Genomic DNA, 22,434 nt, shown 5'->3' with positions numbered 1-22,434 from the left:
ATTTCCCCTGTCTTGCCGGTGCGACCGGCAAGGAGTATGCGGATCACGCGAGCCTAAAAAGTAGAGCGATAAATCTCCGTCCCGAAATTGGCCGCAACCTGATGCCGGCAAGCCATCCCATCGAACTGCAGCTGTTTGTCGCGAAGTGCCTGAGCGATCTTATCCAACGAGTGCTTCAGCCAGCCTCGGGTAAAGACTGAAATCCCCATTGTTAATCCGGTCACCAGTTCCTTCATCCTGTTGTTGCATTTGATCAGTTCTTCCATGGCTTGCTCGACAACCTCTGCGGTACGTTCGTTCAGGTTCGGCTTTAAGCCCCGCAATTGGTTATCGTCGAAGAGTATGTTGATGACCGTCATGAGGTCATCCTTTTCCTGCCTCGTAAGCATATTAATGTCCCTCGATTCCTTTCAGGATTTCGTTCTCGATGTCTTGCCAGCTGAAGTTGTCCAGTACCAGCTGAGTAAACAGGTCCGGCTTTCCCGGTGAGGTGAGCATAATGGTGGTTTTTGTGGGGCTGAAGGCAATGTAGGCGGTGAGGTCGCCAACGGTTACCATGCTGTTTTCCTTCTCTTCCGCAGGCTCCAGCGTCATTCTGATTATGCCTTCAAGCTCCCTCCGGAATTCAGGGTCCTGAATGGAACTCAGGTCGCGCCGGAAGATAAAGCCCGGTGCCTGGTTCATCTGAATGGATGGATTGCCCCAGTCCTCCGGTGTGACCACTGTGGCAAAGAGACTTTTCTGGCCGGCGTAGAAGATCATTTCTCCGTCGCTGCCAATAAATGATGCGTTCGCAAGGGTCTCCAACGGGAGCCTGACGGGGTGGCCTGCTCGGCCGATGGTGACTACGGGTGTCTCGGTTCGCGGCTCAGGAGTTTCGAGCTTAATGAGATTCGAAGAGGATGCGCAGGCCGCTGCTGAAAGACAGAGCAGCAACGCGAGAGCGGTTGCACTAAAACGTTTCATTTTCCGGTTCCTTTGGAGGTTTTCAGTCCGTTGGATGCAAGGTTACTGTTTGGATGGTGTGATGGAAAGGTTTGGTCTGGCGTCATATTTGTGGGGAAGTCGTCCCCAAGAGCAATTTCTTCCGCTGCAACCACCCGCGCTGTGATTCCTCCGTGCCCGCCCATAAGCTCACCGCGTGTGGGGCGGATTCCGACTAGGGAAACCGCTACACATCTATTTCTCGGAGGATATAACGACATAGAATTGGCGAATGATATCGACTGTGTGTTTAGGTGGCACCCAGGTAACAAGCTCACAGCTCCTCAGAGGTAAACTTGGCGAATAAGCATCTTTTGGAAGGATTTTCGGCGTCATTTTGCCACGCGCTTCTGGTTGTATTCCTTGCTTTGCCTGGTGTCTCGATGGGAAGCAACAGTTTGAAATTCGCGTTCGGCGAAAAGTCACCGCCTTATAGTTCCTCGCTCGACGAGAGGGTTGTCGGGTTGTTTCCGGATTTGGTGCAGCTGACGTTCAGTTTCATCCCCGCCTATAGCACGGAACATGTGGTGGTGCCCTGGGCCAGGGCGCAGTACAACGTAAGGCTCGGCCTCACCGATGGCCTTCTCACTTATCCCTCGGAGGCGCGAGAGGAATACGCCGTCTTTTCAGCCAGGCCGCTCTTCACGCAGAACTTTGGTCATCTGGTTTACTCGGCTGACAACCCCAACATAGACCTGATCGAATCGGCTACCAGCTTTGCTGACTTGTCCAGTCTGACGGTGATCGTTGAAAGGGGCTCCCAATGGGAAGAGGACAATATTCCCGGCTATCTGGAGCGCGAGCCGGGCCGGGACATGAAAGCGATGATGCATCTTCTGATGCTGCGGAAGGCCGGCGATTTTATGGTGCAGCCCGCTGAAGACGCCCGATTCATCGCTCGACAACTTGGCTATTCGGAGAAGCTGAAGGTTCGAGAGGTTGATTTTATTCCAAATTCCCAGATCCCTTTCCACATTGGCGTTTCGAGGCAGCTTCCGTCCGCTATGGACGTGATCAATCAGGTTGATGCGGTCATGCAGGATCCTGACTTCCAGTCACAACTGAACGCTTTGATCGAAAGTTATCGGTAACGCGGTTAGAACCGTTAAAACCGCGACGGATTAAGTTTCTGGGTTTCTTTGAAGACTCGGAGCTAATCTGGGTCACTACCAAGCCGCTCTGCAATTCAGTTAGTATCATTCGCCAGTCCACAGGGCGGGTTCTGTGGTTAAAAAGTAAAGTAGGGAAACGACAAGGAATCTACAATGCGAAGGAAACGCACAACAGACTGGCCGCTGCTCTGGTCAGCCGTGAAAGATCATGCTGGCGCTTTTTTCACCCTCCTGATCATAGGGCTGATATTCGGATTTGTCGGGGGCGGAATTTTCTTTCTTGGCTTTGGTGAAGCAGGGGCCATGGTTTTCGGTGGATTCTTTGCGCTGATCGGTTTGGCTCTGTTTGTCTATGCCTTTGTGAGCGCCCACTCAAGCATAGGTTACTACTACGGTCAGGCACTGCTGAGACAGTACGGCAGGGACGTGGATGGCGTTCTGACCCGGAAAGAGGCGGATTGCCAGTTGCACCAGGTTCTCGACAATAACAACAGGGTGAACGGTGAGTATTACAGCTGCAATCTGCTTGTTGAATTTGATTTCCAGTTCAACGGACGCAACCACAGTGGGGCTTTTTATCTGAACAAGGCTGATCTGTTCGATAAACTTCGCGAAGGGGATCGATTGCCGTTAAAGGTGTTGCGGCTGGACCCTTCGGTTCACAAGGTCCGGGAGCGGCGGCTCGCCAACATGCTCAAGGGGCGTGAACCCGAGCAACCTTCTCAAATTCCCTCTGGCGCCGAGATTACCCAATTGGCGTGAGTGAATCTTCAAATGCAGCAGCAACAGGGAAGCTGGGACAGGTTTATTTCCTGTCCCGATATTCTGGAAAGTCGGTACAAATCTATTATTTGGGTAGCCTGGCCCGCTTTTCTGGCGTCATTTCTCGTTCCCACTCGGCTTCCTCTCCCGGCGCTGGCAGAAACCGGCCAAATTCGATCATCTGAGTGGCGGGAATGTCCTGCAGATAGATCCAGATCTCCTCAGCCGTTATGCCCGCAATTCGCACTATCTCGTCCAGCATCTGGCTCATCAGGGCCTGCTTGACCTCGGTACTGCGGCCTTGCCGCACCAGGCCATGAACATACACCTGGGGCTCCTGGTTCACGGTGCCACCCACAAAGTGCTCACCCTCATTTGTAGCAAAAAACAGAACCTGGGCAAAGAAACGGGGCGCGCCGGTTTGCGTGTTATGGGCCGTTGTTATGGCCTCCGCTATCTGTGATTTCTGCTGCTGCGACAGGGAAAGGTTCGCGACCGTGACGGTATAAGTGGGCATGGGGAAGTCCTACCGGGAGTGACATGGTTTTACCTGTTCTGGCCGACATTGAGAATCAGGTGGTCTTGTTTCACTATAGCAACGCTTACCGGCATGGCTATGGCCATGGCCATGGGCACGGGCCGGGTGGGCGCAATTGGGGAATCTGGAGGGCGTAAGCATGCAAATCGGAGTGATCGCAGACACCCACAGCAAAATGCGTCCCGAAGCCCTGGAGGTTTTGAAAGGCTCGGACCTGATCCTTCATGCCGGTGATGTTGGGCGAGACGAGGTTCTGGATGCGCTGGAGGCGATCGCGCCGGTGGTTGCGATCCGTGGCAATATCGACAAAGCAGGCCGCGCCGCGACGCTTCCCGATATTGAGGATCTGGAATTCCTCGGCCACGCCTTCTACATGCTCCACGACGTCAAAACCCTCGACATGGATCCGCAGGGCCGTTACCGCGCGGTCATCGCCGGCCATTCCCACAAGCCCCGTAACGAGTGGGTTGGCGATGTGCTTTACTTCAATCCAGGTGGCGCCGGGCCCCGGCGATTTACCCTGCCGATCACGGTGGGGCGGCTGCAGGTGAGTGAAGACGGTGTGGTGGGTGAGATTATTGAACTGCCGGTTTGATCGGTTGGATAAATCGAAAATGATCAAGGCGTTCGAGGCGCACATCTTCTTCGATGATCAGGATGTGCATCTGGAGCCTGCTGCAAAATATAGCCCTGCGGGGAAGGTGCCTTACAGGTCCGGATCGCCTTTGAAGGATTCTGAGAAACAATAGAGAACTTGGGCATTGTAGATTCTTTGTTTACTATTGCGGACCAGGTTGCCAGTGACGGCAGCCATATAAAATGGATAAACCTTCAAGGATGGAAGGAATAAAGGAATGAGCAAGAAAGTCGTATTGTTGGGTGATATGGGCACCGATCATGAGGGTTTCCCTCCCACACCCGTTATCGCCGGCTCCCCCAATGTGTTGATTGACGGCAAACCCGTTGCCCGCGTTGGCGATCCTCTCGCGCCACACTCCAAGCCCAAACACCCTCCCCACCCGAGAGCGATTGTCGCAGGATCGGCAACGGTGCTGATCAATGGCATTCCCGCAGCGGTGACTGGCGGTTCCATTTCATGCGGGGGTGTGACCATCGGCAGTGGCAGCGTTGTGATTGGGGATATGCATAAACCGGCGCCTTTCTCTGGTGTCTCGCCGGCGCCGTTGAAGCGTGCTTCAGGGAAGGAGTCATCTTATGTTCGTCATTCTGGTGACAGCACGGACGCCACCTTATCATCGGCCGCCAACGGTCCAGCGAATATTGCAGATGGCGCGACGGCTGGCGTGGCGGCAGCACCCAGTGTGTCCGGTCCACTCCCAATTACTTCTGAACGGGAAAGTATCGTCGAACCTGGCTACCATGTGGTCCGGAGCCCTATGAGCAGAACGCAGTTGTTGACTGCATTGTACGGAGACGCATCCGCAAAGCCGGATCACTTTGATCGGTTGAACCCGGGCCTCGGCGACAGGGTTCTGCCGGGAGAGATGATTGTCCTGGGTGACCCGGAAGGAAAGGCGTGTACCACGGAAGAAGCTGATCTGATGGAGGTGGCGGCACAAGTAAATGCTCAGGTTCGGGCGCTCGATCCAGGCGAGGCGCAGTTTATCGTCGATTACTACGATCTGCTGGAAGCGGTCACTTCGACAGGGTCGGCGGGTTTGGGAGCTGGCGCAGTGATGGTCTCGAAGCAGATCAGGGTGATTGAGACGACTTTGAAGGAAATCGAGCAGCTTTATGAAGAAAGTTACCTGAAACATGGTCATCTTAACCATTCCGATTTTTTTGAGAGGAGGCAAGCTTCTTTCAAAAAACTGGACTTTGCTCTCGGGAGCCTGGCACGCAAAGGCATGTCACTGGATGATGATCCGAAGTTGAAACGGGCGTTGGGACTGTCATCGAAAAGCATTGTTAATCATTGGAGGAAGGCTGGAGTCGATGGGATCCCTGGTTACGCCACTCATTATGAGCGGCTGGCAATTGGTGCAAAATATGCCCGGAACGTCGGTTATCTTGGCATCACACTGGACGTTGCTCTGTCTGCTTTGAAGATTCATGAGGCTTGCACGGCGGGAGATCAGAAGGCTTGCCAAGTGGTGTCCTATCGGGAGGGGGGTAAACTGACAGGTTCAATGATTGGCGGTACCCTTGGTGCGGGTGCCGGGATCGGATGCTTAGCTTTCGCGGTCACCTCTGCTGGAGTAGGAGGTGTGGCCTGTGCAGTGATTGTTGGCGGACTCGGTGCAGCTGGAGGCGGCGCATTGGTTGGTGAGATTGGCGAAGGCGCGGGTGAAGTTTTGAGGAAGGCGATCCATGAGTGATGAACAATTGATCATTCTGGCTGAGGTTACTTTGGTTGTCTCTCTCGGGGTTAGCTTGGTTTTACTCTTTCTGATGATAACGCTGTTTTTTCGAAAGATTGAGCAGGTGGAGCAAAGAATTGCAACTCCTGGTAAACAATTAGATGGTGTTCGTAAGATCTGGGGTAATGGTCCGATTGGGCGCTGGATGAGGGTGCTTCATATATACGCGTTTTTCGTTTATCGGAATATTCCCCGTGTCGGTAAGCGCATAGAGGCGCGCATGGGGGACGAGCTCGAACCTTTACCCCTTTCTCTAAAGCTCTGGGCAATTTTGCCTTTCACGGCTTATGCACTTGTTGTACTCGCGTTTTTCTTGTCTGGTTGTTACCTCGGGCTGCTTGACTCATGAATGAATACGAGCAGCGATTAGCGCAAATGGAGGAGGTATTTGCGATCACCGGCGCTGCTTCGCTCGTTCTTGCCATCATTCTGATGTTCCTGATGGTTACGTTTTTTTTCCGAAAAACCGAGGAAGTTGAACGGAGAATTGCAACGCCGGGCAAACAACTGGATAGCATTCGCATTATCTGGGGAAACGGCCCAATTGGTCGATGGATGAGAATTTCGCATGTTTACGTGTTCTTTCTATTCAGGCACCTGCCGCGAATCGGGCCGCGGATCGAAGCCAGAATGGGTGACGAGAATGAACCGCTTCCGCTTTCGCTGAAATTGTGGGTGATTGTGCCTTTCTCCGTGTATGCGGTCTCAGTGGTTTTGTTTTTTTTCACCGGTTGGTACTTGGAGGCGTACGACTAGCGGAGGCGTCCGGAGTCGCGTTCATGAAGCTCAAGGAGGAGCGATATGCCTGTCAAATACGTACGGGGCCACAAAAAGGCGCTCGCTGTTAGCGGAGTGATCCTGGCCATTGTCCTGACATTATTTCCGATGATCTATCGCACCTCGGCTTTCGGCTCGGATGCTTGGGGGCTCACAGTTATCGCGCTTCTTGATCCTGAAGAAATGCCGTGGAGTCCTTTCGACTCCGATAGCCTGGCGATCAGGCCTGCAGTAGCGTATTGGCTTTTAATGCATTCCGACTGGCCATATGAGCGATGTGGAAAAGCGATGAGCGGCTGTTCGCAACCCCTGATCAATTTCGTGGGCGCATCGTTAGATACACACGATGCTGATTCGATCATGAGGAGACGTGGTTACGCGTTGCTTCGACATTTTGCGGCAAGGGGAGAGCCCGTTAACGGCTATTACCAAGGGCTTGCACCGGTGCATGAGGCGGTACTGTACGCCAATAATGACTACCTACATGCATTGCTACGCCTGGGAGCGGATCCGGAACTACCGATTGATAGCCCCGAAAAGGCTTTCCACGGTTTTAACGCTTTCGAGTTTGCTGCGTTCTTGGAGTCGCGGAATCAAGAGGCTTATCGAGACGTCCGGAGAGAGCTTGAAGCCTATGCTCATCAAACACATTTCTCATCCGGGGTCCCGAACTGATCAAACTCAGTTGTTACAGTTGTCGGAGAAAAATCTAAGCCGTCTACGCTGACAGCTTCAACGACCTTGCAGCTGCCCCACATAAGCAGCGATAAAAGCAGTTTCCTGAAAGGCCTTCAAACCCGTCTCGGCAAACGCAATGGGCAGCGGGTTGGCTGACAGGGTGGACTTGATCAGTGCCGGGGGCAGCAGGGTCACATTCAATTCAACACCTGTGATCAGTTGAATGGCCGCTTCCATTTTGAAGCTGATGGCACCGCCGGCAAATTTGCCTTTGGGCATCCGTTCTTTGATCGCCACACTGCTGACCCCGTACTCGGCCATTAACGTTGCAAAGGCCGCCTGGAACTGCTGCAGATCTTCACGGCTATGATTTTTCGGCAGTGATAGTTTGCGCACCTTGCACTCCGGCAGGTTGAACTGGCCCCTGTCCATATTCAGCAAACACACCACCGCATCACTGCCAGTCAGCTCAACCCCGCAAATAATCATAGCCATTGCCCTCTATGCCCCGGCTGTCGTTAGCCGCAGCACTTCTTGAATTTGAGTCCACTACCGCAGTTGCAGACGTCGTTTCGGGAGGGCGGTTTTACCGTGGTGACCGTTCCTCCTTTATTCAGGATAGCGGTGAGCTCGTTGATGGATTCAACGGCGCCCTCGCGGGTATCAACCGAAATAGTCGCATGCAGCTTCGCCCCGGCCACCTGTGCCTCAACCTCCTGCTTGCGCGCCTCACTGGTAACCACCAGCGTGAGCGGGTACTTCTTGCTGCCGCTCTTCTGGCTGGCGTTGGTCTGAAAGCCGCCGTAAGCGGTGTGGTGCTGGCGTGCGTCCTGCCGGCCCTTGAAGAAAAATTTGTCTGACATGCTGAGATCCTGATGGGAAGAATGCCCGGGCTACTGCCGGGTGGAGTCTTTTAGCATGGTTGTGGGAGCGGGGATATAGGGAGATATAATTTCCTGAATCGAGAAAGCCGGGACCGGCTGGTCTCGATTCTGGCTGCCTGCCGCGGGATGTGATGGCCTCCTGTCTCCTACCAAAGTTATGTCCGTTCTCTCATTCCGTAGGATATGCAGCGGGGTAGTGGCTCTGAAACAGTAGTCGGTGAACAATAACAAACGAGGAGATGACCATGGGCCAATATCAGGGTAGATGTTTTTGCGGGGCCGTAAAATTTCAGGTCAACGGAGCGCCAGAGGCAATGGGTTATTGCCATTGCGATTCCTGCCGCCGTTGGTCTGCGGGCCCGGTCAATGCGTTTTCACTCTGGCCAACCGCTAGTCTTGAGATCTTATCTGGCGCCGACCAGGTAGGAGAGTTTCATCTCACGAAGCAGAGCTACCGGAAATGGTGCAAGCAGTGTGGAGGCCATGTGTTTACAAACCACCCGGCTTGGGGGCTCGTGGATGTTTACGTGGCTAATCTTCCGGACCTCAAGTTCGAGCCTGCGTTGCATGTGCACTACCAGGAATCGGTGCTGCCGGTACGGGATGGCCTGCCCAAGATGAATGATGTCCCCGCTGAGATGGGGGGGTCGGGTAAGACGCTGCCGGAGTGAAACGTTTGTCTGAAAACCGGGGCAGATCTATTTTTGACGGGTGTGATATCCCGTCAGGCCCCGCCGTCAATTTAGTTGGCTGAGCCCAGCCTGCCGCAGAGAACCCCACCACCAATGCTATTTGTTGCTTCCTACAGCCACTCTTTTGGATGACGTTACTTAAAAGGCGGCTATAAGGGTCCGATTGATGGCCTGTCCGTTGAGACATGCTGTCGCACATTTCTGAATGCCTGCGACATTGTGTTGTCCCTTAGCCAGCTCAAGTGTCTTCTAAATTCTTCAACGTAATGAATTTTAACAACTTTGCCTTCGGGGCACAGGCTTTGCCTTTAGTCGAGAGAGGCATGTAGGCGCTGAGCCAAAAATAACATTAGCAGCCTCTTTAACCGGAACAATAAAGGATCAAACGATGAGCATAAAACCAATTCCAAGTTGTAGGGCGTTAGTGTCGGCGGTTGCTTTGGCCAGCTTGGGGCTTGCCGGCTGCGCGACTGCAAGTTCGGGGGCGAACTGGGTAGCGTATGACGGCGATAAAACTGGATCGAAATTCTCTAAAGCGCCGCTGGTTACCAAAGACAGTGTCGAAAATATGGAGGTGGTATGGGAGTGGTCCATGCCAGACAATCAGGTATGGAAAGATAACCCTGATCTAATTACTTGGATGAACCAGTCTACGCCCTTGGCAATTGATGGCGTTCTCTATTCCAGCTCGCCGATGAGCTTTGTTTCTGCCATTGATGGTGAAACAGGCGAAACGCTATGGACCTATGATCCAAAGGCCTACACGCTTGGAACCCCGCCTAACCTGGGGTTTATCAGCCGTGGTTTGAGCTATTGGGAAGAGGGCGAAGATAAACGAATCATTGCTGGCACGAGCGACGGTTACCTAATTGCTTTGAACGCCGAAACGGGGAAGCCGATTGATTCGTGGGGGGAAAACGGGAAAGTCGACCTGACGAAAGGCTATCTGCGCGATGTTGATCGTTCGCTAATCTCACCGACATCTCCCCCCATTATTTGTGGAGGCAAAGTCATTCCCAGTTTAGCGGTGCTGGACTCCTTTGCGATTGGCCGTGCTCCAATGAAGTATCATCCTCCCGGGGACGTGCAAGCATTCGATGTTGAGACTGGCGAGCGTAGTTGGGTGTTTCGAAATCCACCACAAGCTGGCGAACTCGGCAATGATTCCTGGGAGACTGACGCCTGGAAGCGAACTGGGGGTATGAATGTTTGGGCCCGCCCTTCCTGTGATGACGAAAATGGTTTGGTATTTTTGCCGGTTTCGACGCCAACCAACGATTTCTACGGTGGTGAGCGCCCTGGGGATGGCCTGTTTGGCGACTCCCTGGTGGCTCTTGATGTGAATACCGGAAAAGTGGCTTGGCATTTTCAGATCACCCATCATGGTGTTTGGGATTACGACCCTCCAACAGCTCCCAATCTCATGGATTTGAATGTAGATGGAGAACGCATTAAAGCCGTAGTTTTACCGACCAAGCAAGGGTTTCTGTTTGCTTTCGATCGGTTGACTGGAGAGCCCATCTGGCCAATCGAAGAGAGACCCGTACCTAAATCAGACGTACCTGGCGAAAAACTTTCGCCAACACAGCCATTCCCAACCAAGCCAGCCGCGTATGCCCAGCAAGGCGTGTCTGAGGACGATCTGATCGACTTGACGCCTGAGCTGAAGGCTGGCGCACAAAAAATTCTCAATCGATACAACTATGGGGAGTTGTACACCCCTCCATCACTGACCAAAGGCGGAACATTGCAGGTTCCTGGCGTATTGGGCGGGTCAAGTTGGACAGGCGCCGCTCATAATCCGGACACGAACGTCATGTACGTGAACCCTTTCAAGATTCCTTTTGCTATCAGGCTTAAGAAGGAAAAACTTGCAGCTTACGAGTACACAGGTACTTGGGCTGGCGTAGGCGGTCCTATGGGGTTGCCACTGTTGAAGCCTCCTTTCTCGAGCATTGTCGCTATTGATATGGACACCGGAGAGCATCTCTGGCGGATTCCTGCTGGGAAGGGCCCGGTGGACCACCCGGCAATCAAGCATCTGAATTTAGATCGGTTGGGTGTACCCAGGCAAAGTCATTTTACTTTGACCGACGAGGTTCTTTTTGTCGCGCCAGAAGGCACATACGGCATGGTAGGGCTGTCCACTCGGGGTAACGCGCTTGTGGCCAATGCGAGTGAGAAAGAGGAGGAGCCTTTCCTCTATGCCCATGACGCGGACACCGGAGAATTGATCAGCGAGGTTGAACTTCCTGGCGGTGTTTTCGGAGCCCCGATGTCTTATAGCGTCAATGACAAACATTACGTGGTTCTGCCGGTGGGCGGTGCAGGACAAGACGCGAAACTGGTTGCCGTAAAAGTCGGCGATTGATTCGTTTAAAGCAATCGGGCTTGCTCACGGTTGAGTAAGCCCGGTTCATCAGACGAGGTGATCATGAAAAAGAGTTCAACGATAGTATTGCTTTTTACGCTGATGTTGTCGGGGGCAGGATTGGTTTGGGCGGGTGGCGTGCCTGATTCCCAGAGTGCTTCGGGTACGGATGCTTCTCCGCCTTGGGAGAAAGGCGTGGACGTCGATTTGAAAGACCCTGACAGGATTTCCGCTGGGGAGATGACTTTCCAATCCACCTGTGCAGACTATTGCCACGGCAGAGAACCTGCCTTATTCATCAATAGGGATGATCTTGACCCGGTGCAAGCTTTTAAAACTATTTATGAAGGCGGAAAAGGAGCCACTCCCATGCCGCCTTGGGGAGGGATTCTTACTAATGACGAAATCTGGGAACTTGTCGCTTACATTAAGTATCTCGGAACCACCGAATAATATTTAGGCAACCATCTGAGCCCCTATTCGTTGACTTACAACAAAGCAAACCTCTAATCCACGCTCTTTGTCGGTAAGACGCGCTCTCACTTGTTCTGGGGGGCGTCTTGCCGCAGTCCTCAGCCCAATCGTTTGCTCTGATTGAGTGTCTTGAAGTCACTTCCCATATCCCAGGCTTTATTGAGCACCAGAGATCTCAACTCACGGTCACATCGTTTTCGTGCGGTGCTACACAGTGTGCCTTTTGCTTGCAACAGACTGACGTGAATGCCCTCGATAGGCAAAAAAATTCTAATTAAAACAATTGCTTGTTAATTGGCAAGAGGATTGCTTTTTTGTGCTCAAGACAAGGGCGCAGCGATCGCTGTCGTCAATTGATTATGCAGAAATTGGACTACTTGAGACGGGAGATACAAATGACGCCAAGCCAAGAACAAGAAATCTGGATGTACCAACATATGGTGATCAGTCGATTCTTTGAGGAGTCAATAGAGAAGATTTACATGGAGGGCAAGACCCCTGCTTTCAATATGGCTAAAGGGCCTATTCCTGGCGAGATGCATCTCTCCAATGGGCAGGAGCCCTGTGCTGTGGGTGTTTGTGCACATCTGAACAAGGAAGACATCGTCGTTTCCACTCATCGCCCTCACCATATAGCTATCGCCAAAGGTGTGGATCTCATGAAGATGACCGCAGAGATCTTTGGGAAGAAGACGGGTTTGAGTGGTGGTCGTGGCGGCCATATGCACATCTTCGATGCCAATGTGAATTTCTCCTGCTCCGGAATCATTGGCGAGAGCGTCGGCGTTGCCGCTGGTGCCGCGCTATCTCGGAAGATGCAGGGCAAGTCGGGTGTGGCGATCGCTTATCTCGGGGAAGGTGCGGCCAATCAGGGCGCGTTCCACGAGGCGCTGAACCTTGCCTCGGTCTGGAAACTGCCCGTTGTTTTCGTGATTGAGGACAACGCTTGGGGTATCTCGGTTTCGAAACAGGCCAGTACCGCGGTGAAGCACAACTCTGATCGAGCCGTGGCCTATTCGATGCCCGGTGTTCACATTCCCAATAACGACCCGATTCAGATTTTCGAGAAGGCCGGCGAGGCCATAGAGCGAGCCCGTCGCGGTGAGGGGCCGACTCTCATTGAGATCGAGACATCTCGACTGGCAGGCCATTTCATGGGCGACGCCGAGGCATACCGTCCCGCTGGCGAAAAGGAGCATCTTGCAACGATCGATCCCATCCCCGCGTTCAAGAAACGCCTGAACGAGCGTTATCAGTGGACCGAAGAACAGGATGAAGCATTGAGATCACAGGCACGAGAAACAGTCGACGCAGCAATCCAGTTTGCCCGCGACAGTGAGTACCCCGCGCCTGAAGAGGCGCTGGAAAAAGTGTTTGTTTGAGATTCGGGCCAAGTAAACAGGAGAAGAAGCATGACGCAGGTGAATGGAAAAAACCGAAAACTAACGATTGCTCGTGCCATGGCTGAGTCCATAGCCATGGAGATGCGTGAAGACGAGAAAGTTTTTTTGATGGGTGAGGATATTGGTGAGCTCGGTGGTGTATTTGGGAATACCCGCGGGCTATACACGGAGTTTGGGTCAGAGCGTGTGAAGGACACTCCAATCTCCGAAACCGCCTTTATCGGTGCTGCGGTTGGCGCTGCCTCAGACGGCATGAAACCGGTAGTGGAGCTGATGTTCGTGGATTTCTTCGGAGTCTGTTTCGATGCTATCTACAACATGATGGCGAAGAACACCTACTTTGCCGGCGGTGAGATCAATGTGCCCATGGTGCTGATGACGTCCACTGGCGGCGGCTACAGCGATGGTGGCCAGCACTCTCAATGCCTGCACGCTACCTTTGCGCACCTCCCTGGCATGAAAGTCGTGGCGCCATCGAATGCCTATGATGCCAAGGGCCTGATGACAGCCGCCATTCGCGATCCGAATCCGGTGATCTTCATGTTCCACAAGGCTCTGCAGGGGATGGGATGGCTTGGCACCGAGAAGGAAGCCATTGTCGATGTGCCTGAGGAGGCTTATGAAGTGCCGCTGGGTAAAGCCGCGATCACCAAGGAAGGTGCCGATGTCACGATCGTCGGCATCACCTCGGGGGTGCACCATGGCCTGAAAGCTGCCCGCGAACTCGAAGAGCAGGGCGTTAGTGCTGAAGTCGTGGATCTGCGTTCGCTGGTGCCCCTGGACAGAGAAACAGTTATTGAATCGGTGAAAAAAACCGGTCGGCTGATTGTTGTGGATGAGGATTACCACAGCTATGGCATGACTGCCGAAATCATCGCATCTGTTTCCGAGGTCGGTGTTCCCATGAAATCCGCGCCTCAGCGAGTTGCCTACCCGGATATTCCTATTCCGTTCACCCCTGTAATGGAGCAGTGGGCCCTGCCAAGCGCAGACAAGATTGTAAAAGCGTTCGCCAAAATGAAGGAGGCTGAAAAATGAGCACCGAGGTATTAGTTCCGCACGACCTTTGGGAAGAAGACGACGAAGCAGTCATAACCTCATGGCTGGTAAGCGATGGTGCCAGTGTGTCCGAGGGCGACATGATCGCTGAACTGATGGTGGCAAAGATCCAGTACGAATTACTGGCGCCAGCCTCAGGCTCTTTGTCGATTTTGAAAGAGATCGATGACGTGGTCGCCAAGGGTGATTGCGTGGCCGAGATCGCATAGATGCCTGGAGCTCAAGACATGTCAGACAACGATATTACTAACGCAATCCCTTTGAAGGGATTGCGGGGCATGATCGCCAGCAACATGAGACGCAGCCTCGATGAGGCTGCTCAGCTGACCCATCACGCGGAATGCGAAATTGACGCTCTGCTCAGTTTCAAGGATGCGCTGGCCGAGAGCGGAACCAAGGTTTCAATTGAAGACCTCTTGGCAGACTGCGTAGTCAAAACTCTGGTCAGACATCCAGGACTTAACGGCCGCATCGAAGATAAAGAAATTCGATATTACCGGAATGTACACCTGGGTTTCGCTATCGCTTTGCCGGGCAACAAGCTGATTGCGCCAGTGGTGTTCGATGCAAACGAAAAAAGCCTGATTGAGAGGGCTGAAGCCCGTAAAGGCATGCTTGAGCGGGCAAGGAACGGGGATTTATCGGTGCCTGAAATGACCGCAGGCACGTTCACGCTCAGCAATCTTGGGCGATCTCGTGTCCGTTTTTTCACGCCCATCATCAATTTGCCGCAACTCGCGATTCTGGGCATCGGTGAAACTTATACCAGGCCAGTAGAGAGTTCTGCAGGACAGTGGACAAGTCGTCGTTTTATGGGGCTGTCACTGACCTTCGATCATCGAGCAGTGGACGGTGGGCCGGCGGCGGAGTTTCTCAGCGATTTGTGCGAGGAGGTCGAAAGTGCTGGCCGCTAAAGAAATAGGAGTAATGTCGCAAAATGCCCTTTGTTGCATCACGCCCATGCCCGTTCAAGAGGGGCTGGCAATCGAGCAACGACTGCTTGAGCAAGTGGCGTCGGGCCAGAGTCGTTTCGGTTATTCCATCTGGAGAAGTCGTCAGGCACTCGTAGTACCTCGTAGTGCAACTCATAGACAGGGATTTGATCTCGCTTCGAAATATTGTGAGTCGAAAGGGTGGCCAGTGGTTGTTCGTAGCACTGGTGGTGAGATGACACCTCAGACAACAGGATTCATAAATCTCTCAATGGTGGTGTCCAGGAAAGGAGAGAAAATCGGCATCCGTGAAAGTTACTCTCTGATCTGCCAGCCCCTTCTCCATTGGCTTGAAGCTATGGGCATACATGCGTACTGCTCCAGCGTTGATGGTGCGTTTTGCAATGGTGATTTCAACCTGGTGGTTAATGGAAAAAAGATCGCAGGGACTGCTCAGCGGCGCAAACGCATCAAGAGTCCGATGTCGACCGGACAAGGGGAGGACACCGCAATCCTGCTTCATGCCGTTATTCTCTGTGATGAGGGCCTCGAGCGGATTTGGAAAGTTTCCAACGAATTTTATAAAGCCTGTCAACTCCCTCCTTTCATCATTGGTGATCGCCACATCTGTATGTCGGAGATCATGCAGCAGCGTGGAGAGGCCTTCATAAGAAGAGCAATGAAAGACCTGGATAGGGTCGTACAGCAACACATTTCTATGTTTTCCAGAGTCGATCAAAGTCCAGTTCCGTCGAGCTTTTGATCGAAAGAATTGAGCAAGGTAACGATACGAGGAGGGAATATGAACAATGACAAAAAATTAAGTCAACACCTCAAAGCTTCAGGTCATCGGATGAGTCGGCGGGGGTTTCTCGCTGGTTCAGGAGCCACTCTGGTGGGCAGTGTGGCGATCTTGTCTGCTACGGGGTTGTTTGCAGCGGATAGCCAGGCTGCAAAGCAGATTGGCGAGGAAAGCAACCGGACGCTTCTTCGGATGGCCCGAGATGTCTACCCTCACGATACCCTCGAAGATAAATACTATCGGCAGGTGATGGTTCCCCTTGCCAAACAGGCAGAGACCGACCCGAAACTGATGGATCAGCTCACCGTTGGAATCCACGCCCTGAATCAGGAATCCAGGGCCAGATACGGCACCACCTATCTCAATATCGAGACAGAAGAAGAGCGAGTGGCGGTGTTGAAGGCCATAGAGGCCTCCGCCTTTTTCCAAAAAATCAAAGGCGATCTCATGATGGGGATCTACAACAATCCCGAAATCTGGGAAAAGTTCGGCTTTGGTGGTTCGTCATGGCAGCACGGCGGTTACATCAATCGCGGCTATGACGAAATCGATTGGATTTAAGGGGAAAGGCAATGGCTAAGTTTGATTTGAATGATGATAGTTTGGTTGTGATTATTGGTTCAGGGGCCGGCGGTGGCACCCTGGCCAACGAACTGGCCCAGAAGGGAATCCGTTCGGTTGTTCTCGAAGCCGGCAAACGATTCAAGATGTCTGATATCGAGAATGACGAATGGAAGATGTTCGGCAAGATTTCCTGGCTGGATAAACGCTATGTCGAGGGCCCAGCTCGACTGGCTAAAGATTTCCCGAATCTACCAGCGTGGATCGTTAAGGGTGTCGGTGGTGCCACAATGCACTGGGCTGGTGTCGCAATGCGGTTCCAGGAGCATGAATTCAAAATGAGAACCACCAACGGTACCGTTCCCGGAGCGAATGTACTGGACTGGCCAATTACCCTCCAGGAGCTGGAACCCTACTACGAAAAAGCCGAGAAGAAGATGGGGGTTTGCGGCACTGAAGCGACCGGCATGCCGTTCCATGGCAAGAGCAGCCACTATAAGGTGGTTGCGGAGGGCGCCAAACGGATAGGTGCGCAATGTGAGCAGGCACACCTGGCAATAAACACTCAGCCTCGCGATGGCCGTCCAGCTTGTCAGGTGGCAGGTTTCTGCATGCAGGGCTGTCGCATTGGCGCCAAGTGGTCGACCATGTACACCGAGATCCCAAAAGCTGAAGCGACTGGAAACGTGGATGTTCGGCCAGAGTCTATGGTGTTGCGAATTGAACATGACGCCAGCGGAAGAGTGAGTGGGGTCCTCTACGCGGATGGGAATGGTAATCAACACCTGCAGAAGGCTAGGGTTGTGGCTGTCGCGGGTAATTCGATCGAATCGCCAAGGATGCTGCTCAACTCTGCGTCAAATATGTTTCCCAATGGCCTGGCCAACTCCTCCGGTCAGGTTGGTCAGAACTATATGACCCACACCACGGGTGGAGTGTACGCTGAGTTCGAAAAACCGGTGCATATGTATAAAAGTACGGTAGTGCCCGGGATTGTCACCGAGTATCAGAACAACGATCCCTCGCGCGGGTATTTGGGGGGCTATGAGCTTGAGATCCTGCATTTGGGGCTGCCGTTTATGTCCGCCTTTATGAATCCAGGTAAGAGTGGTTGGGGGCGTGAACTTGCTGAATCGCTTGAGAACTATGACCATATGGCAGGGTTCTGGATTTGTGGTGAAGACATGGCAGTCGAGTCTAACAATATTACTCTGCACCCTACGGAAAAAGACCAGTATGGACTACCAGTTCCGGTGGTCTACAAGACCGACCACATAAACGATACCCGGATGCGCAACCACGCGTATGCGCGTTCGAAGGAGCTGTTTGAGTCAGTGGGTGCGTTAAAGGTAACGGATCTCCCCCCTTACCCCGCCAGTCATAATATGGGCACGAACCGAATGAGTGAGCATGCACGTGATGGTGTGGTAAATCGTTGGGGACAAAGCCACGATATTGATAATTTGTTTGTTTCTGATGGTAGCCAGTTCACCAGTAGTGGAACTGAGAATCCAACATTGACGATTGTTGCTTTAGCTATTCGACAAGCAGACTATATTGCTGATCAGATGAGTAAAAGAAATATATAGTGTGTTTTAGGTTTCATTATTCAAATTTAGGTTGTTGAATTTTTGCCCTTGATTATATTCAAGGGCTTTTTTTTAAATAAGAATTAAGTTTGGATCGTTCATACTGTCTTATGTTTGCGACAGTCTGTTTTTATTGTTTTTGCGTTTTGTTTTATGCTTTAAAAAACAGTGTCTTATAACTTAAATTTGGTGGCATTTAAATTGCTAACCTAGTGTTGAGCGCCTGGCCAATATCTGACGCTTGGTGTCCAACGATTCTTAAAGAGGTTAGCATGAATAAAAAAATTGTTTTTATTAATACGGTTATGTTTTTTGGGGTTCCGATGCTTTCTTTTGGTAGTGCGAACGCCGCTCAATTCATGGATGGGAAGCTCTCTATAAATGGCGCCGTGATGCAGGCATTTCAGTCGCCAATTGAGTTGGAAGGGGCGGGGCGAGTTACTACTGCTGATGATGAAGCAAGTGCGGGATTTCAGCGCTTTCGGTACGCCCTTCATATTAACGCTGAAATTGATGAGATGTGGTCGGCTTTTGCGGAACTGTCAGAAGAACCGAACGATCTGAGCACGGATGCGGGGTTTGATCCATTTGGTATACATATGGATCTAGGGTGGATCCAGGCGGATTTCAATAATGGGGTGAAGGCCCGCCTCGGTACGATCATGTCTACCACACAAACATTCCTGCGTTATTCAGATGGACCGGTTGTACAGAGCAATCCTTTTATTGGGAATACTCCAGTAGATATGATCACCGCCGAGGAAGGCCTGTGGCTTCTGGGAGCAGAAGAAATTGGTTCAGGCACTGACGTTACCTGGGATCTGGGTGTGTCCAGCCCCAGCTTCCTGAGGGATCACACCGAGAGCGCCGGCTTTAATTTGCAAGCACGCGGCACAGTGAATTTCGATAATGGCTTGTCCCTTGGAACTGGTCTTTTCAAAACCAATGGCGATGTTGTTTGCAGCAGTGGCGTGTGCAGTCGAGTCGATGGTGCCGTTGTTAATTCTCTGATTGGTCTGGGCGATGGTGATAATTATGCATTTGCCACGCGAGGCCCGAGTCAGGTTAACCATGTCGCGATTATCCCCGGTATTGAAGCATTTATCTGGCAACTGAATGCGCAATATCGTAAAGGACCACTGCTGATTCACGGGTTTTATGGTCAGGCGAAAGACAACTATGCCTGGCAGGATGCAGGGGGTGAATATCGACCCATCAGTGGCAGCTTTGAAAAAGTTGATGCTGAAATGGATTTTTATGGTTTGGAAACCAAGTTTGATGTAGCGGACAACCTGTATCTCGCTGCCCGTTATACAGCCTCTGAAAATGAGACAGGTGACATCTCTACTGACAACTCACTGTATCGGTGGCAGCTGGCGGGCGGTTACCATTTCACTGATAGTGCTTTGTTGAAGGTAGAGTACGCGAACCAAAAAGAGGAAGCCCTATCTGGAGGCCAGAACGTGGATGGAACTGGAAGCGCTGAGTGGGACGGTGTTTCGGTTGAGATGTCGCTCGTTTTCTGACCTTATCTAGTGGAGTACCCGGAGCTAATTGATGTCGGGGTACTCTGCTTGATGACCCACAAAGTGTCTGACAGGCGCTGTGGCCTAATGCTCTTGACCGTCCAGCAGGAGACCATGCATTTTTATTTTTCGGTGAAGAGTCGATCGGCTGACTCCTAAAGCCTTCGCGGCACGAGTGACAATCCACCGGTTTTGCTCCAAAGTTGCAATTAATTGTTCTTTCTCGGCGTGGTTGTGTACTTCATTATGGGCAAGCTGCGCATTTGGCACTCTCCGTGCAGCAGTCTCAACTTGCGGTTTGAAAACTTCTCTTGGAAGGTCGTCGGTCTTTATCTGGATACCATCAGAAATGCAGACCGCGTATTGAAGCACGTTCTTTAATTGACGGATGTTGCCTGGCCAGTGGTAATTGAGCAGAGCCTCCTCCGCTTTCGGGGACAAAGAAATGCTGTCGGCGCCCTCTATTTTCAGGCTGTTTAATACTTTTTGGATTATATGTTTTTTATCCTGACGTTCCCTTAAGGCGGGCAAGCTTACCTTGAATACGCTTATCCGATAATAAAGGTCTTCGCGGAAATCGCCCTGGCTAACATAATATTCCAAATCTCGGTGACTAGCGCAGATCACGTTTATGTCTACTGCCACAGGTTTTACCTCGCCGAGCGGAACTATTTCGCCCTCGGCTAGAACGCGCAGTAGTCGGGCCTGCATTTCGGCAGGCATGTCTCCGATTTCGTCCAGAAACAGAGTGCCTCCATTGCTTGCCTCAATCTTGCCGACTTTGCCTGATTTAAGTCCGCCGGTGAAAGTGCCCGCGCCGTAGCCGAAAAGCTCGCTCTCAATAAGCGATTCTGGGATTGCTGCACAATTTACAGCCACAAAGGGTTTGTTTTTCCGTGCGCTGCAGTCGTGAAGTGCTTTGGCCCAGACTTCTTTGCCTGTACCTGTCTCCCCCTGCAGGAGAATGCTTAGCCCCTTATCAATAACACGCATGCATCGCTTCGCCTGTTGGAGTAATTCGGGATCTCTTCCGGCTGTTTCAAGCAATGGTTGGGTATTGTTTGTGGATTGCCAGCTCCTTGTTGGTGAATCTGTCCGATGCAGACTGAGTTTGCTGGCTTGGTTCTGAGCTGAAAGTAGCGCCAGGTAAAATCGATATACTTGCCCATTTAAATGGAACTGGTGGTTCAAAGCCGAGCTCTGAGCCAGATCCTCTGCTTTGAGCTCGAAAGTATCTTGAAAGTTCCTTCCGACGAGGTCGTAGCGATTGCGACAATTCAGTTGGCGAAGCGCCGGAGTCGTAGCCGAGATTATCGTGCAGTCGTCATTGAATGCTATCAATGCATTGGTATTGTGTGTTGAGAGCATTTCGGAGCTTAGGCTAACTATATAACGTCCGGCGTAAGCTTTTAGAAAAATGAGGGCTTCGATTTCGTCCGCAGTTTCAGTAACGAAGTTCAACGCCAGCGCTTGATTAATAAGATTACCACTAGCAAACGTCGACAAATTCAGAGCGCCAAGAATACTCCCGTCTGCACCAATAAGGGGGGCAGCTGAACAGCTAAACGCTTGGAGATTTTTACCGAAATGTTCTTTGGCGTTTACAGTGACAGGGCGATTTTCTTCGAGGCAAGTGCCCAATCCGTTCGTGCCAACCATTGACTCCTGCCACAGCGTTCCTAATCGGATGCCTCCGTTCTCTAATTCAACGGAAAGATCTGAATCTGTGAATGCCTTGACCGCGGCGCCTTCTTCATTGCTAATCAGGACGCTGTATCCGCTTTGCCGTGCAACTTGGCGAACCCTTTCGATTATCGACGATGAGTCGTGCATCAACTGTTCCAAGGGTTCGCACTTTTCGCGGATTTCGCTTTCCGTAAGAGTTAAGATTTCCGTCTTGCTTGCTTGTGAGAGCTTATATCTGTGTTTGCAGCGTTCCCACGACGTTTTGATATAACTTGTATCGCAGAATTGGCTTTCGGCAGGGTTATGACTTTTTGAATTATCAGGGAAATGAGAGTGATGCATATTCTCTTCCTCATCAGAACCATGGCCTTGAGAGTCTCAAGCATGGTTTTCTTTATTATTTTCATAATCTGGCTAGTCGTCCGGGGCGATCGAATGCCAGAAACAGCTAACCAAAATGCACATTAACCTCGTACATTCCGACCGGAGTTCGCTTCCCGTGGCCTAGCCTCTCGGATCAAAATGCCATTTGCCATGGAAATGCAATATTCATTAGAGCACACCGAATAGTAGATGTAAAAAACAACTATCGTGGCTCACCTCTGACTAGCGCGTTACGTGATCAGTGATATACACATTTTTTCGGGAAGCATGAGATCTTAATGATGCTCCAAAAAAAGGGGCGCGATGCTTCGCGCCCGAAAGTCCCGAGGGGCAGCGACAAACCAAACCTCAGGAAGATGCAACGTTCCAACTGGAGACAAGACTCTTCATCGTTGCGATAGCTTCCAAAGCATTTCTCGTGCCACAAAAATTTTCATGCAGACAGTCTACAGTTGCCCCCTCAGCCCATTCTTGTTGCTGAATTTGGTGAAGATTGCGACACAATGTTCTTTTCAGGGCGCCATTATGTTTCAAGGCCATGTTATGGCGATGCAAAAACCGCTGCATACGTGTGGTCTGACTTTTGCTTCATGACACCTTGCGTACTCTGCTATTGGCAGTTGGCGTAAGATCATTAACGCAATCAACAGGAGCGCTATCGATGAAATGGGAAACACCTACCTATACTGATTTACGAGTTGGTTTTGAAGTGACAATGTACTTCGCAAACCGTTGAAGTAGCGCGACCAGCCGTTTTGCGGCTGGTCGTTTTTCGTGAAGTCTGAAACTGACCGCCATTGCTCAAACATTTGAGTTGTCACTTCTCCTTCATTTCGCGC

General features: G+C 51.7%; 26 protein-coding genes. 20 read left to right on the top strand and 6 right to left on the bottom strand.

Annotated features, from left to right (window positions below):
* Positions 1-53: 53 nt before the first annotated feature.
* Together ACO06L_RS08945 and ACO06L_RS08940 are read right to left on the bottom strand one after the other, a co-directional pair.
* On the bottom strand, positions 54-359 hold the full coding sequence (locus ACO06L_RS08945) for a hypothetical protein (RefSeq protein WP_202348252.1): 306 nt from the start codon (positions 357-359) through the stop codon (positions 54-56).
* A 31-nt stretch (positions 360-390) separates the two neighbouring features.
* A complete protein-coding gene (locus ACO06L_RS08940; protein WP_138103063.1) occupies positions 391-966 on the bottom strand; it encodes a hypothetical protein in 576 nt (191 codons plus the stop codon).
* 314 nt (positions 967-1,280) lie between these two features.
* Here ACO06L_RS08940 and ACO06L_RS08935 point away from each other — a divergent pair, with 314 nt between their 5' ends.
* A complete protein-coding gene (locus ACO06L_RS08935) occupies positions 1,281-2,075 on the top strand; it encodes a substrate-binding periplasmic protein (protein ID WP_202348253.1) in 795 nt (264 codons plus the stop codon).
* 174 nt (positions 2,076-2,249) lie between these two features.
* Entirely contained in the window at positions 2,250-2,858 is a 609-nt protein-coding gene (locus tag ACO06L_RS08930) for a DUF3592 domain-containing protein (RefSeq protein ID WP_202348254.1), read from the top strand.
* A gap of 85 nt (positions 2,859-2,943) precedes the next feature.
* On the opposite strand, the gene ACO06L_RS08925 is transcribed toward ACO06L_RS08930, so the two are convergent.
* Positions 2,944-3,375 (bottom strand): tautomerase family protein, encoded by a 432-nt coding sequence (locus tag ACO06L_RS08925; protein WP_202348255.1) that lies wholly within the window; start codon positions 3,373-3,375, stop codon positions 2,944-2,946.
* 160 nt (positions 3,376-3,535) lie between these two features.
* Here ACO06L_RS08925 and ACO06L_RS08920 point away from each other — a divergent pair, with 160 nt between their 5' ends.
* From ACO06L_RS08920 to ACO06L_RS08895, 6 genes are all read left to right on the top strand, one after another.
* Positions 3,536-3,991, top strand: coding sequence for a metallophosphoesterase family protein (locus tag ACO06L_RS08920; protein ID WP_202348256.1), 456 nt, complete (start codon positions 3,536-3,538; stop codon positions 3,989-3,991).
* Entirely contained in the window at positions 3,948-4,145 is a 198-nt protein-coding gene (locus ACO06L_RS08915; protein ID WP_413816197.1) for a 5'-nucleotidase, read from the top strand. The genes ACO06L_RS08920 and ACO06L_RS08915 overlap by 44 nt, the downstream gene beginning before the upstream one ends.
* A 105-nt stretch (positions 4,146-4,250) precedes the next feature.
* Positions 4,251-5,735, top strand: coding sequence for a type VI secretion system PAAR protein (locus ACO06L_RS08910; RefSeq protein ID WP_202348257.1), 1,485 nt, complete (start codon positions 4,251-4,253; stop codon positions 5,733-5,735).
* Positions 5,728-6,126, top strand: a complete 399-nt coding sequence (locus ACO06L_RS08905) for a hypothetical protein (protein WP_202348258.1) — start codon at positions 5,728-5,730, stop codon at positions 6,124-6,126. The genes ACO06L_RS08910 and ACO06L_RS08905 overlap by 8 nt, the downstream gene beginning before the upstream one ends.
* Positions 6,123-6,533, top strand: coding sequence for a hypothetical protein (locus tag ACO06L_RS08900; RefSeq protein ID WP_202348259.1), 411 nt, complete (start codon positions 6,123-6,125; stop codon positions 6,531-6,533). Before ACO06L_RS08905 ends, ACO06L_RS08900 begins: the two co-directional genes overlap by 4 nt.
* Before the next feature lie 45 nt (positions 6,534-6,578).
* Positions 6,579-7,229 (top strand): ankyrin repeat domain-containing protein, encoded by a 651-nt coding sequence (locus ACO06L_RS08895; protein ID WP_202348260.1) that lies wholly within the window; start codon positions 6,579-6,581, stop codon positions 7,227-7,229.
* A gap of 57 nt (positions 7,230-7,286) precedes the next feature.
* Here ACO06L_RS08895 and ACO06L_RS08890 read toward each other — a convergent pair whose 3' ends face one another.
* Together ACO06L_RS08890 and ACO06L_RS08885 are read right to left on the bottom strand one after the other, a co-directional pair.
* A complete protein-coding gene (locus ACO06L_RS08890; RefSeq protein ID WP_202348347.1) occupies positions 7,287-7,721 on the bottom strand; it encodes a DUF3010 family protein in 435 nt (144 codons plus the stop codon).
* Between the two features lie 29 nt (positions 7,722-7,750).
* Positions 7,751-8,095 (bottom strand): PBPRA1643 family SWIM/SEC-C metal-binding motif protein, encoded by a 345-nt coding sequence (locus ACO06L_RS08885; RefSeq protein WP_202348261.1) that lies wholly within the window; start codon positions 8,093-8,095, stop codon positions 7,751-7,753.
* A 260-nt stretch (positions 8,096-8,355) separates the two neighbouring features.
* Between ACO06L_RS08885 and ACO06L_RS08880 the strand changes: the two genes are divergently transcribed.
* The 11 genes from ACO06L_RS08880 to ACO06L_RS08830 all read left to right on the top strand — a co-directional run bounded on the left by ACO06L_RS08880 (position 8,356) and on the right by ACO06L_RS08830 (position 19,525).
* Entirely contained in the window at positions 8,356-8,787 is a 432-nt protein-coding gene (locus ACO06L_RS08880; RefSeq protein WP_202348262.1) for a GFA family protein, read from the top strand.
* A gap of 409 nt (positions 8,788-9,196) precedes the next feature.
* The gene (locus tag ACO06L_RS08875; RefSeq protein WP_202348263.1) at positions 9,197-11,179 is read left to right on the top strand and encodes a pyrroloquinoline quinone-dependent dehydrogenase; all 1,983 of its coding nucleotides are present in this window, start codon (positions 9,197-9,199) and stop codon (positions 11,177-11,179) included.
* A 63-nt stretch (positions 11,180-11,242) separates the two neighbouring features.
* Positions 11,243-11,632 carry a c-type cytochrome gene (locus ACO06L_RS08870; protein WP_202348264.1) on the top strand — a complete coding sequence of 130 codons (390 nt, stop codon included), beginning with the start codon at positions 11,243-11,245 and terminating at the stop codon, positions 11,630-11,632.
* Between the two features lie 416 nt (positions 11,633-12,048).
* Positions 12,049-13,035 (top strand): thiamine pyrophosphate-dependent dehydrogenase E1 component subunit alpha, encoded by a 987-nt coding sequence (locus tag ACO06L_RS08865; protein WP_202348265.1) that lies wholly within the window; start codon positions 12,049-12,051, stop codon positions 13,033-13,035.
* Between the two features lie 30 nt (positions 13,036-13,065).
* Positions 13,066-14,094: an alpha-ketoacid dehydrogenase subunit beta gene (locus ACO06L_RS08860; protein WP_202348266.1), complete on the top strand. Its 1,029-nt coding sequence runs from the start codon at positions 13,066-13,068 to the stop codon at positions 14,092-14,094.
* Positions 14,091-14,324: a lipoyl domain-containing protein gene (locus ACO06L_RS08855; protein WP_202348267.1), complete on the top strand. Its 234-nt coding sequence runs from the start codon at positions 14,091-14,093 to the stop codon at positions 14,322-14,324. The genes ACO06L_RS08860 and ACO06L_RS08855 overlap by 4 nt, the downstream gene beginning before the upstream one ends.
* Positions 14,325-14,342: 18 nt before the next feature.
* Complete coding sequence (locus tag ACO06L_RS08850) at positions 14,343-15,029, top strand: 2-oxo acid dehydrogenase subunit E2 (RefSeq protein ID WP_202348268.1); 687 nt, start codon at positions 14,343-14,345, stop codon at positions 15,027-15,029.
* 13 nt (positions 15,030-15,042) lie between these two features.
* The gene (locus ACO06L_RS08845; protein ID WP_413816198.1) at positions 15,043-15,810 is read left to right on the top strand and encodes a lipoate--protein ligase family protein; all 768 of its coding nucleotides are present in this window, start codon (positions 15,043-15,045) and stop codon (positions 15,808-15,810) included.
* A 39-nt stretch (positions 15,811-15,849) separates the two neighbouring features.
* Complete coding sequence (locus tag ACO06L_RS08840) at positions 15,850-16,410, top strand: gluconate 2-dehydrogenase subunit 3 family protein (protein WP_202348270.1); 561 nt, start codon at positions 15,850-15,852, stop codon at positions 16,408-16,410.
* Positions 16,411-16,421: 11 nt separating this feature from the next.
* Positions 16,422-17,999, top strand: coding sequence for a GMC family oxidoreductase (locus ACO06L_RS08835; protein WP_202348271.1), 1,578 nt, complete (start codon positions 16,422-16,424; stop codon positions 17,997-17,999).
* A gap of 272 nt (positions 18,000-18,271) precedes the next feature.
* Positions 18,272-19,525: a hypothetical protein gene (locus tag ACO06L_RS08830; protein ID WP_202348272.1), complete on the top strand. Its 1,254-nt coding sequence runs from the start codon at positions 18,272-18,274 to the stop codon at positions 19,523-19,525.
* A gap of 84 nt (positions 19,526-19,609) precedes the next feature.
* On the opposite strand, the gene ACO06L_RS08825 is transcribed toward ACO06L_RS08830, so the two are convergent.
* Complete coding sequence (locus ACO06L_RS08825) at positions 19,610-21,553, bottom strand: sigma-54-dependent Fis family transcriptional regulator (RefSeq protein ID WP_202348273.1); 1,944 nt, start codon at positions 21,551-21,553, stop codon at positions 19,610-19,612.
* A gap of 703 nt (positions 21,554-22,256) precedes the next feature.
* Between ACO06L_RS08825 and pqqA the strand changes: the two genes are divergently transcribed.
* Complete coding sequence (gene pqqA / locus ACO06L_RS08820; protein ID WP_202348348.1) at positions 22,257-22,331, top strand: pyrroloquinoline quinone precursor peptide PqqA; 75 nt, start codon at positions 22,257-22,259, stop codon at positions 22,329-22,331.
* Positions 22,332-22,434: the final 103 nt, after the last annotated feature.

This window comes from Marinobacter sp., from assembly GCF_965229985.1.
Lineage (GTDB): Bacteria > Pseudomonadota > Gammaproteobacteria > Pseudomonadales > Oleiphilaceae > Marinobacter.
This window is presented reverse-complemented; position numbering and strand designations above follow the sequence as displayed.

Bases quoted from the DNA above. Each gene is read 5' to 3' on its own strand.
- ACO06L_RS08945 (WP_202348252.1), bottom strand. From the start codon at position 359: ATGACGGTCATCAACATACTCTTCGACGATAACCAATTGCGGGGCTTA.
- ACO06L_RS08940 (WP_138103063.1), bottom strand. From the start codon at position 966: ATGAAACGTTTTAGTGCAACCGCTCTCGCGTTGCTGCTCTGTCTTTCA.
- ACO06L_RS08930 (WP_202348254.1), top strand. From the start codon at position 2,250: ATGCGAAGGAAACGCACAACAGACTGGCCGCTGCTCTGGTCAGCCGTG.
- ACO06L_RS08925 (WP_202348255.1), bottom strand. From the start codon at position 3,375: ATGCCCACTTATACCGTCACGGTCGCGAACCTTTCCCTGTCGCAGCAG.
- ACO06L_RS08920 (WP_202348256.1), top strand. From the start codon at position 3,536: ATGCAAATCGGAGTGATCGCAGACACCCACAGCAAAATGCGTCCCGAA.
- ACO06L_RS08910 (WP_202348257.1), top strand. From the start codon at position 4,251: ATGAGCAAGAAAGTCGTATTGTTGGGTGATATGGGCACCGATCATGAG.
- ACO06L_RS08905 (WP_202348258.1), top strand. From the start codon at position 5,728: ATGAGTGATGAACAATTGATCATTCTGGCTGAGGTTACTTTGGTTGTC.
- ACO06L_RS08900 (WP_202348259.1), top strand. From the start codon at position 6,123: ATGAATGAATACGAGCAGCGATTAGCGCAAATGGAGGAGGTATTTGCG.
- ACO06L_RS08895 (WP_202348260.1), top strand. From the start codon at position 6,579: ATGCCTGTCAAATACGTACGGGGCCACAAAAAGGCGCTCGCTGTTAGC.
- ACO06L_RS08890 (WP_202348347.1), bottom strand. From the start codon at position 7,721: ATGATTATTTGCGGGGTTGAGCTGACTGGCAGTGATGCGGTGGTGTGT.
- ACO06L_RS08885 (WP_202348261.1), bottom strand. From the start codon at position 8,095: ATGTCAGACAAATTTTTCTTCAAGGGCCGGCAGGACGCACGCCAGCAC.
- ACO06L_RS08880 (WP_202348262.1), top strand. From the start codon at position 8,356: ATGACCATGGGCCAATATCAGGGTAGATGTTTTTGCGGGGCCGTAAAA.
- ACO06L_RS08875 (WP_202348263.1), top strand. From the start codon at position 9,197: ATGAGCATAAAACCAATTCCAAGTTGTAGGGCGTTAGTGTCGGCGGTT.
- ACO06L_RS08870 (WP_202348264.1), top strand. From the start codon at position 11,243: ATGAAAAAGAGTTCAACGATAGTATTGCTTTTTACGCTGATGTTGTCG.
- ACO06L_RS08865 (WP_202348265.1), top strand. From the start codon at position 12,049: ATGACGCCAAGCCAAGAACAAGAAATCTGGATGTACCAACATATGGTG.
- ACO06L_RS08860 (WP_202348266.1), top strand. From the start codon at position 13,066: ATGACGCAGGTGAATGGAAAAAACCGAAAACTAACGATTGCTCGTGCC.
- ACO06L_RS08855 (WP_202348267.1), top strand. From the start codon at position 14,091: ATGAGCACCGAGGTATTAGTTCCGCACGACCTTTGGGAAGAAGACGAC.
- ACO06L_RS08850 (WP_202348268.1), top strand. From the start codon at position 14,343: ATGTCAGACAACGATATTACTAACGCAATCCCTTTGAAGGGATTGCGG.
- ACO06L_RS08845 (WP_413816198.1), top strand. From the start codon at position 15,043: ATGTCGCAAAATGCCCTTTGTTGCATCACGCCCATGCCCGTTCAAGAG.
- ACO06L_RS08840 (WP_202348270.1), top strand. From the start codon at position 15,850: ATGAACAATGACAAAAAATTAAGTCAACACCTCAAAGCTTCAGGTCAT.
- ACO06L_RS08835 (WP_202348271.1), top strand. From the start codon at position 16,422: ATGGCTAAGTTTGATTTGAATGATGATAGTTTGGTTGTGATTATTGGT.
- ACO06L_RS08830 (WP_202348272.1), top strand. From the start codon at position 18,272: ATGAATAAAAAAATTGTTTTTATTAATACGGTTATGTTTTTTGGGGTT.
- ACO06L_RS08825 (WP_202348273.1), bottom strand. From the start codon at position 21,553: ATGCATCACTCTCATTTCCCTGATAATTCAAAAAGTCATAACCCTGCC.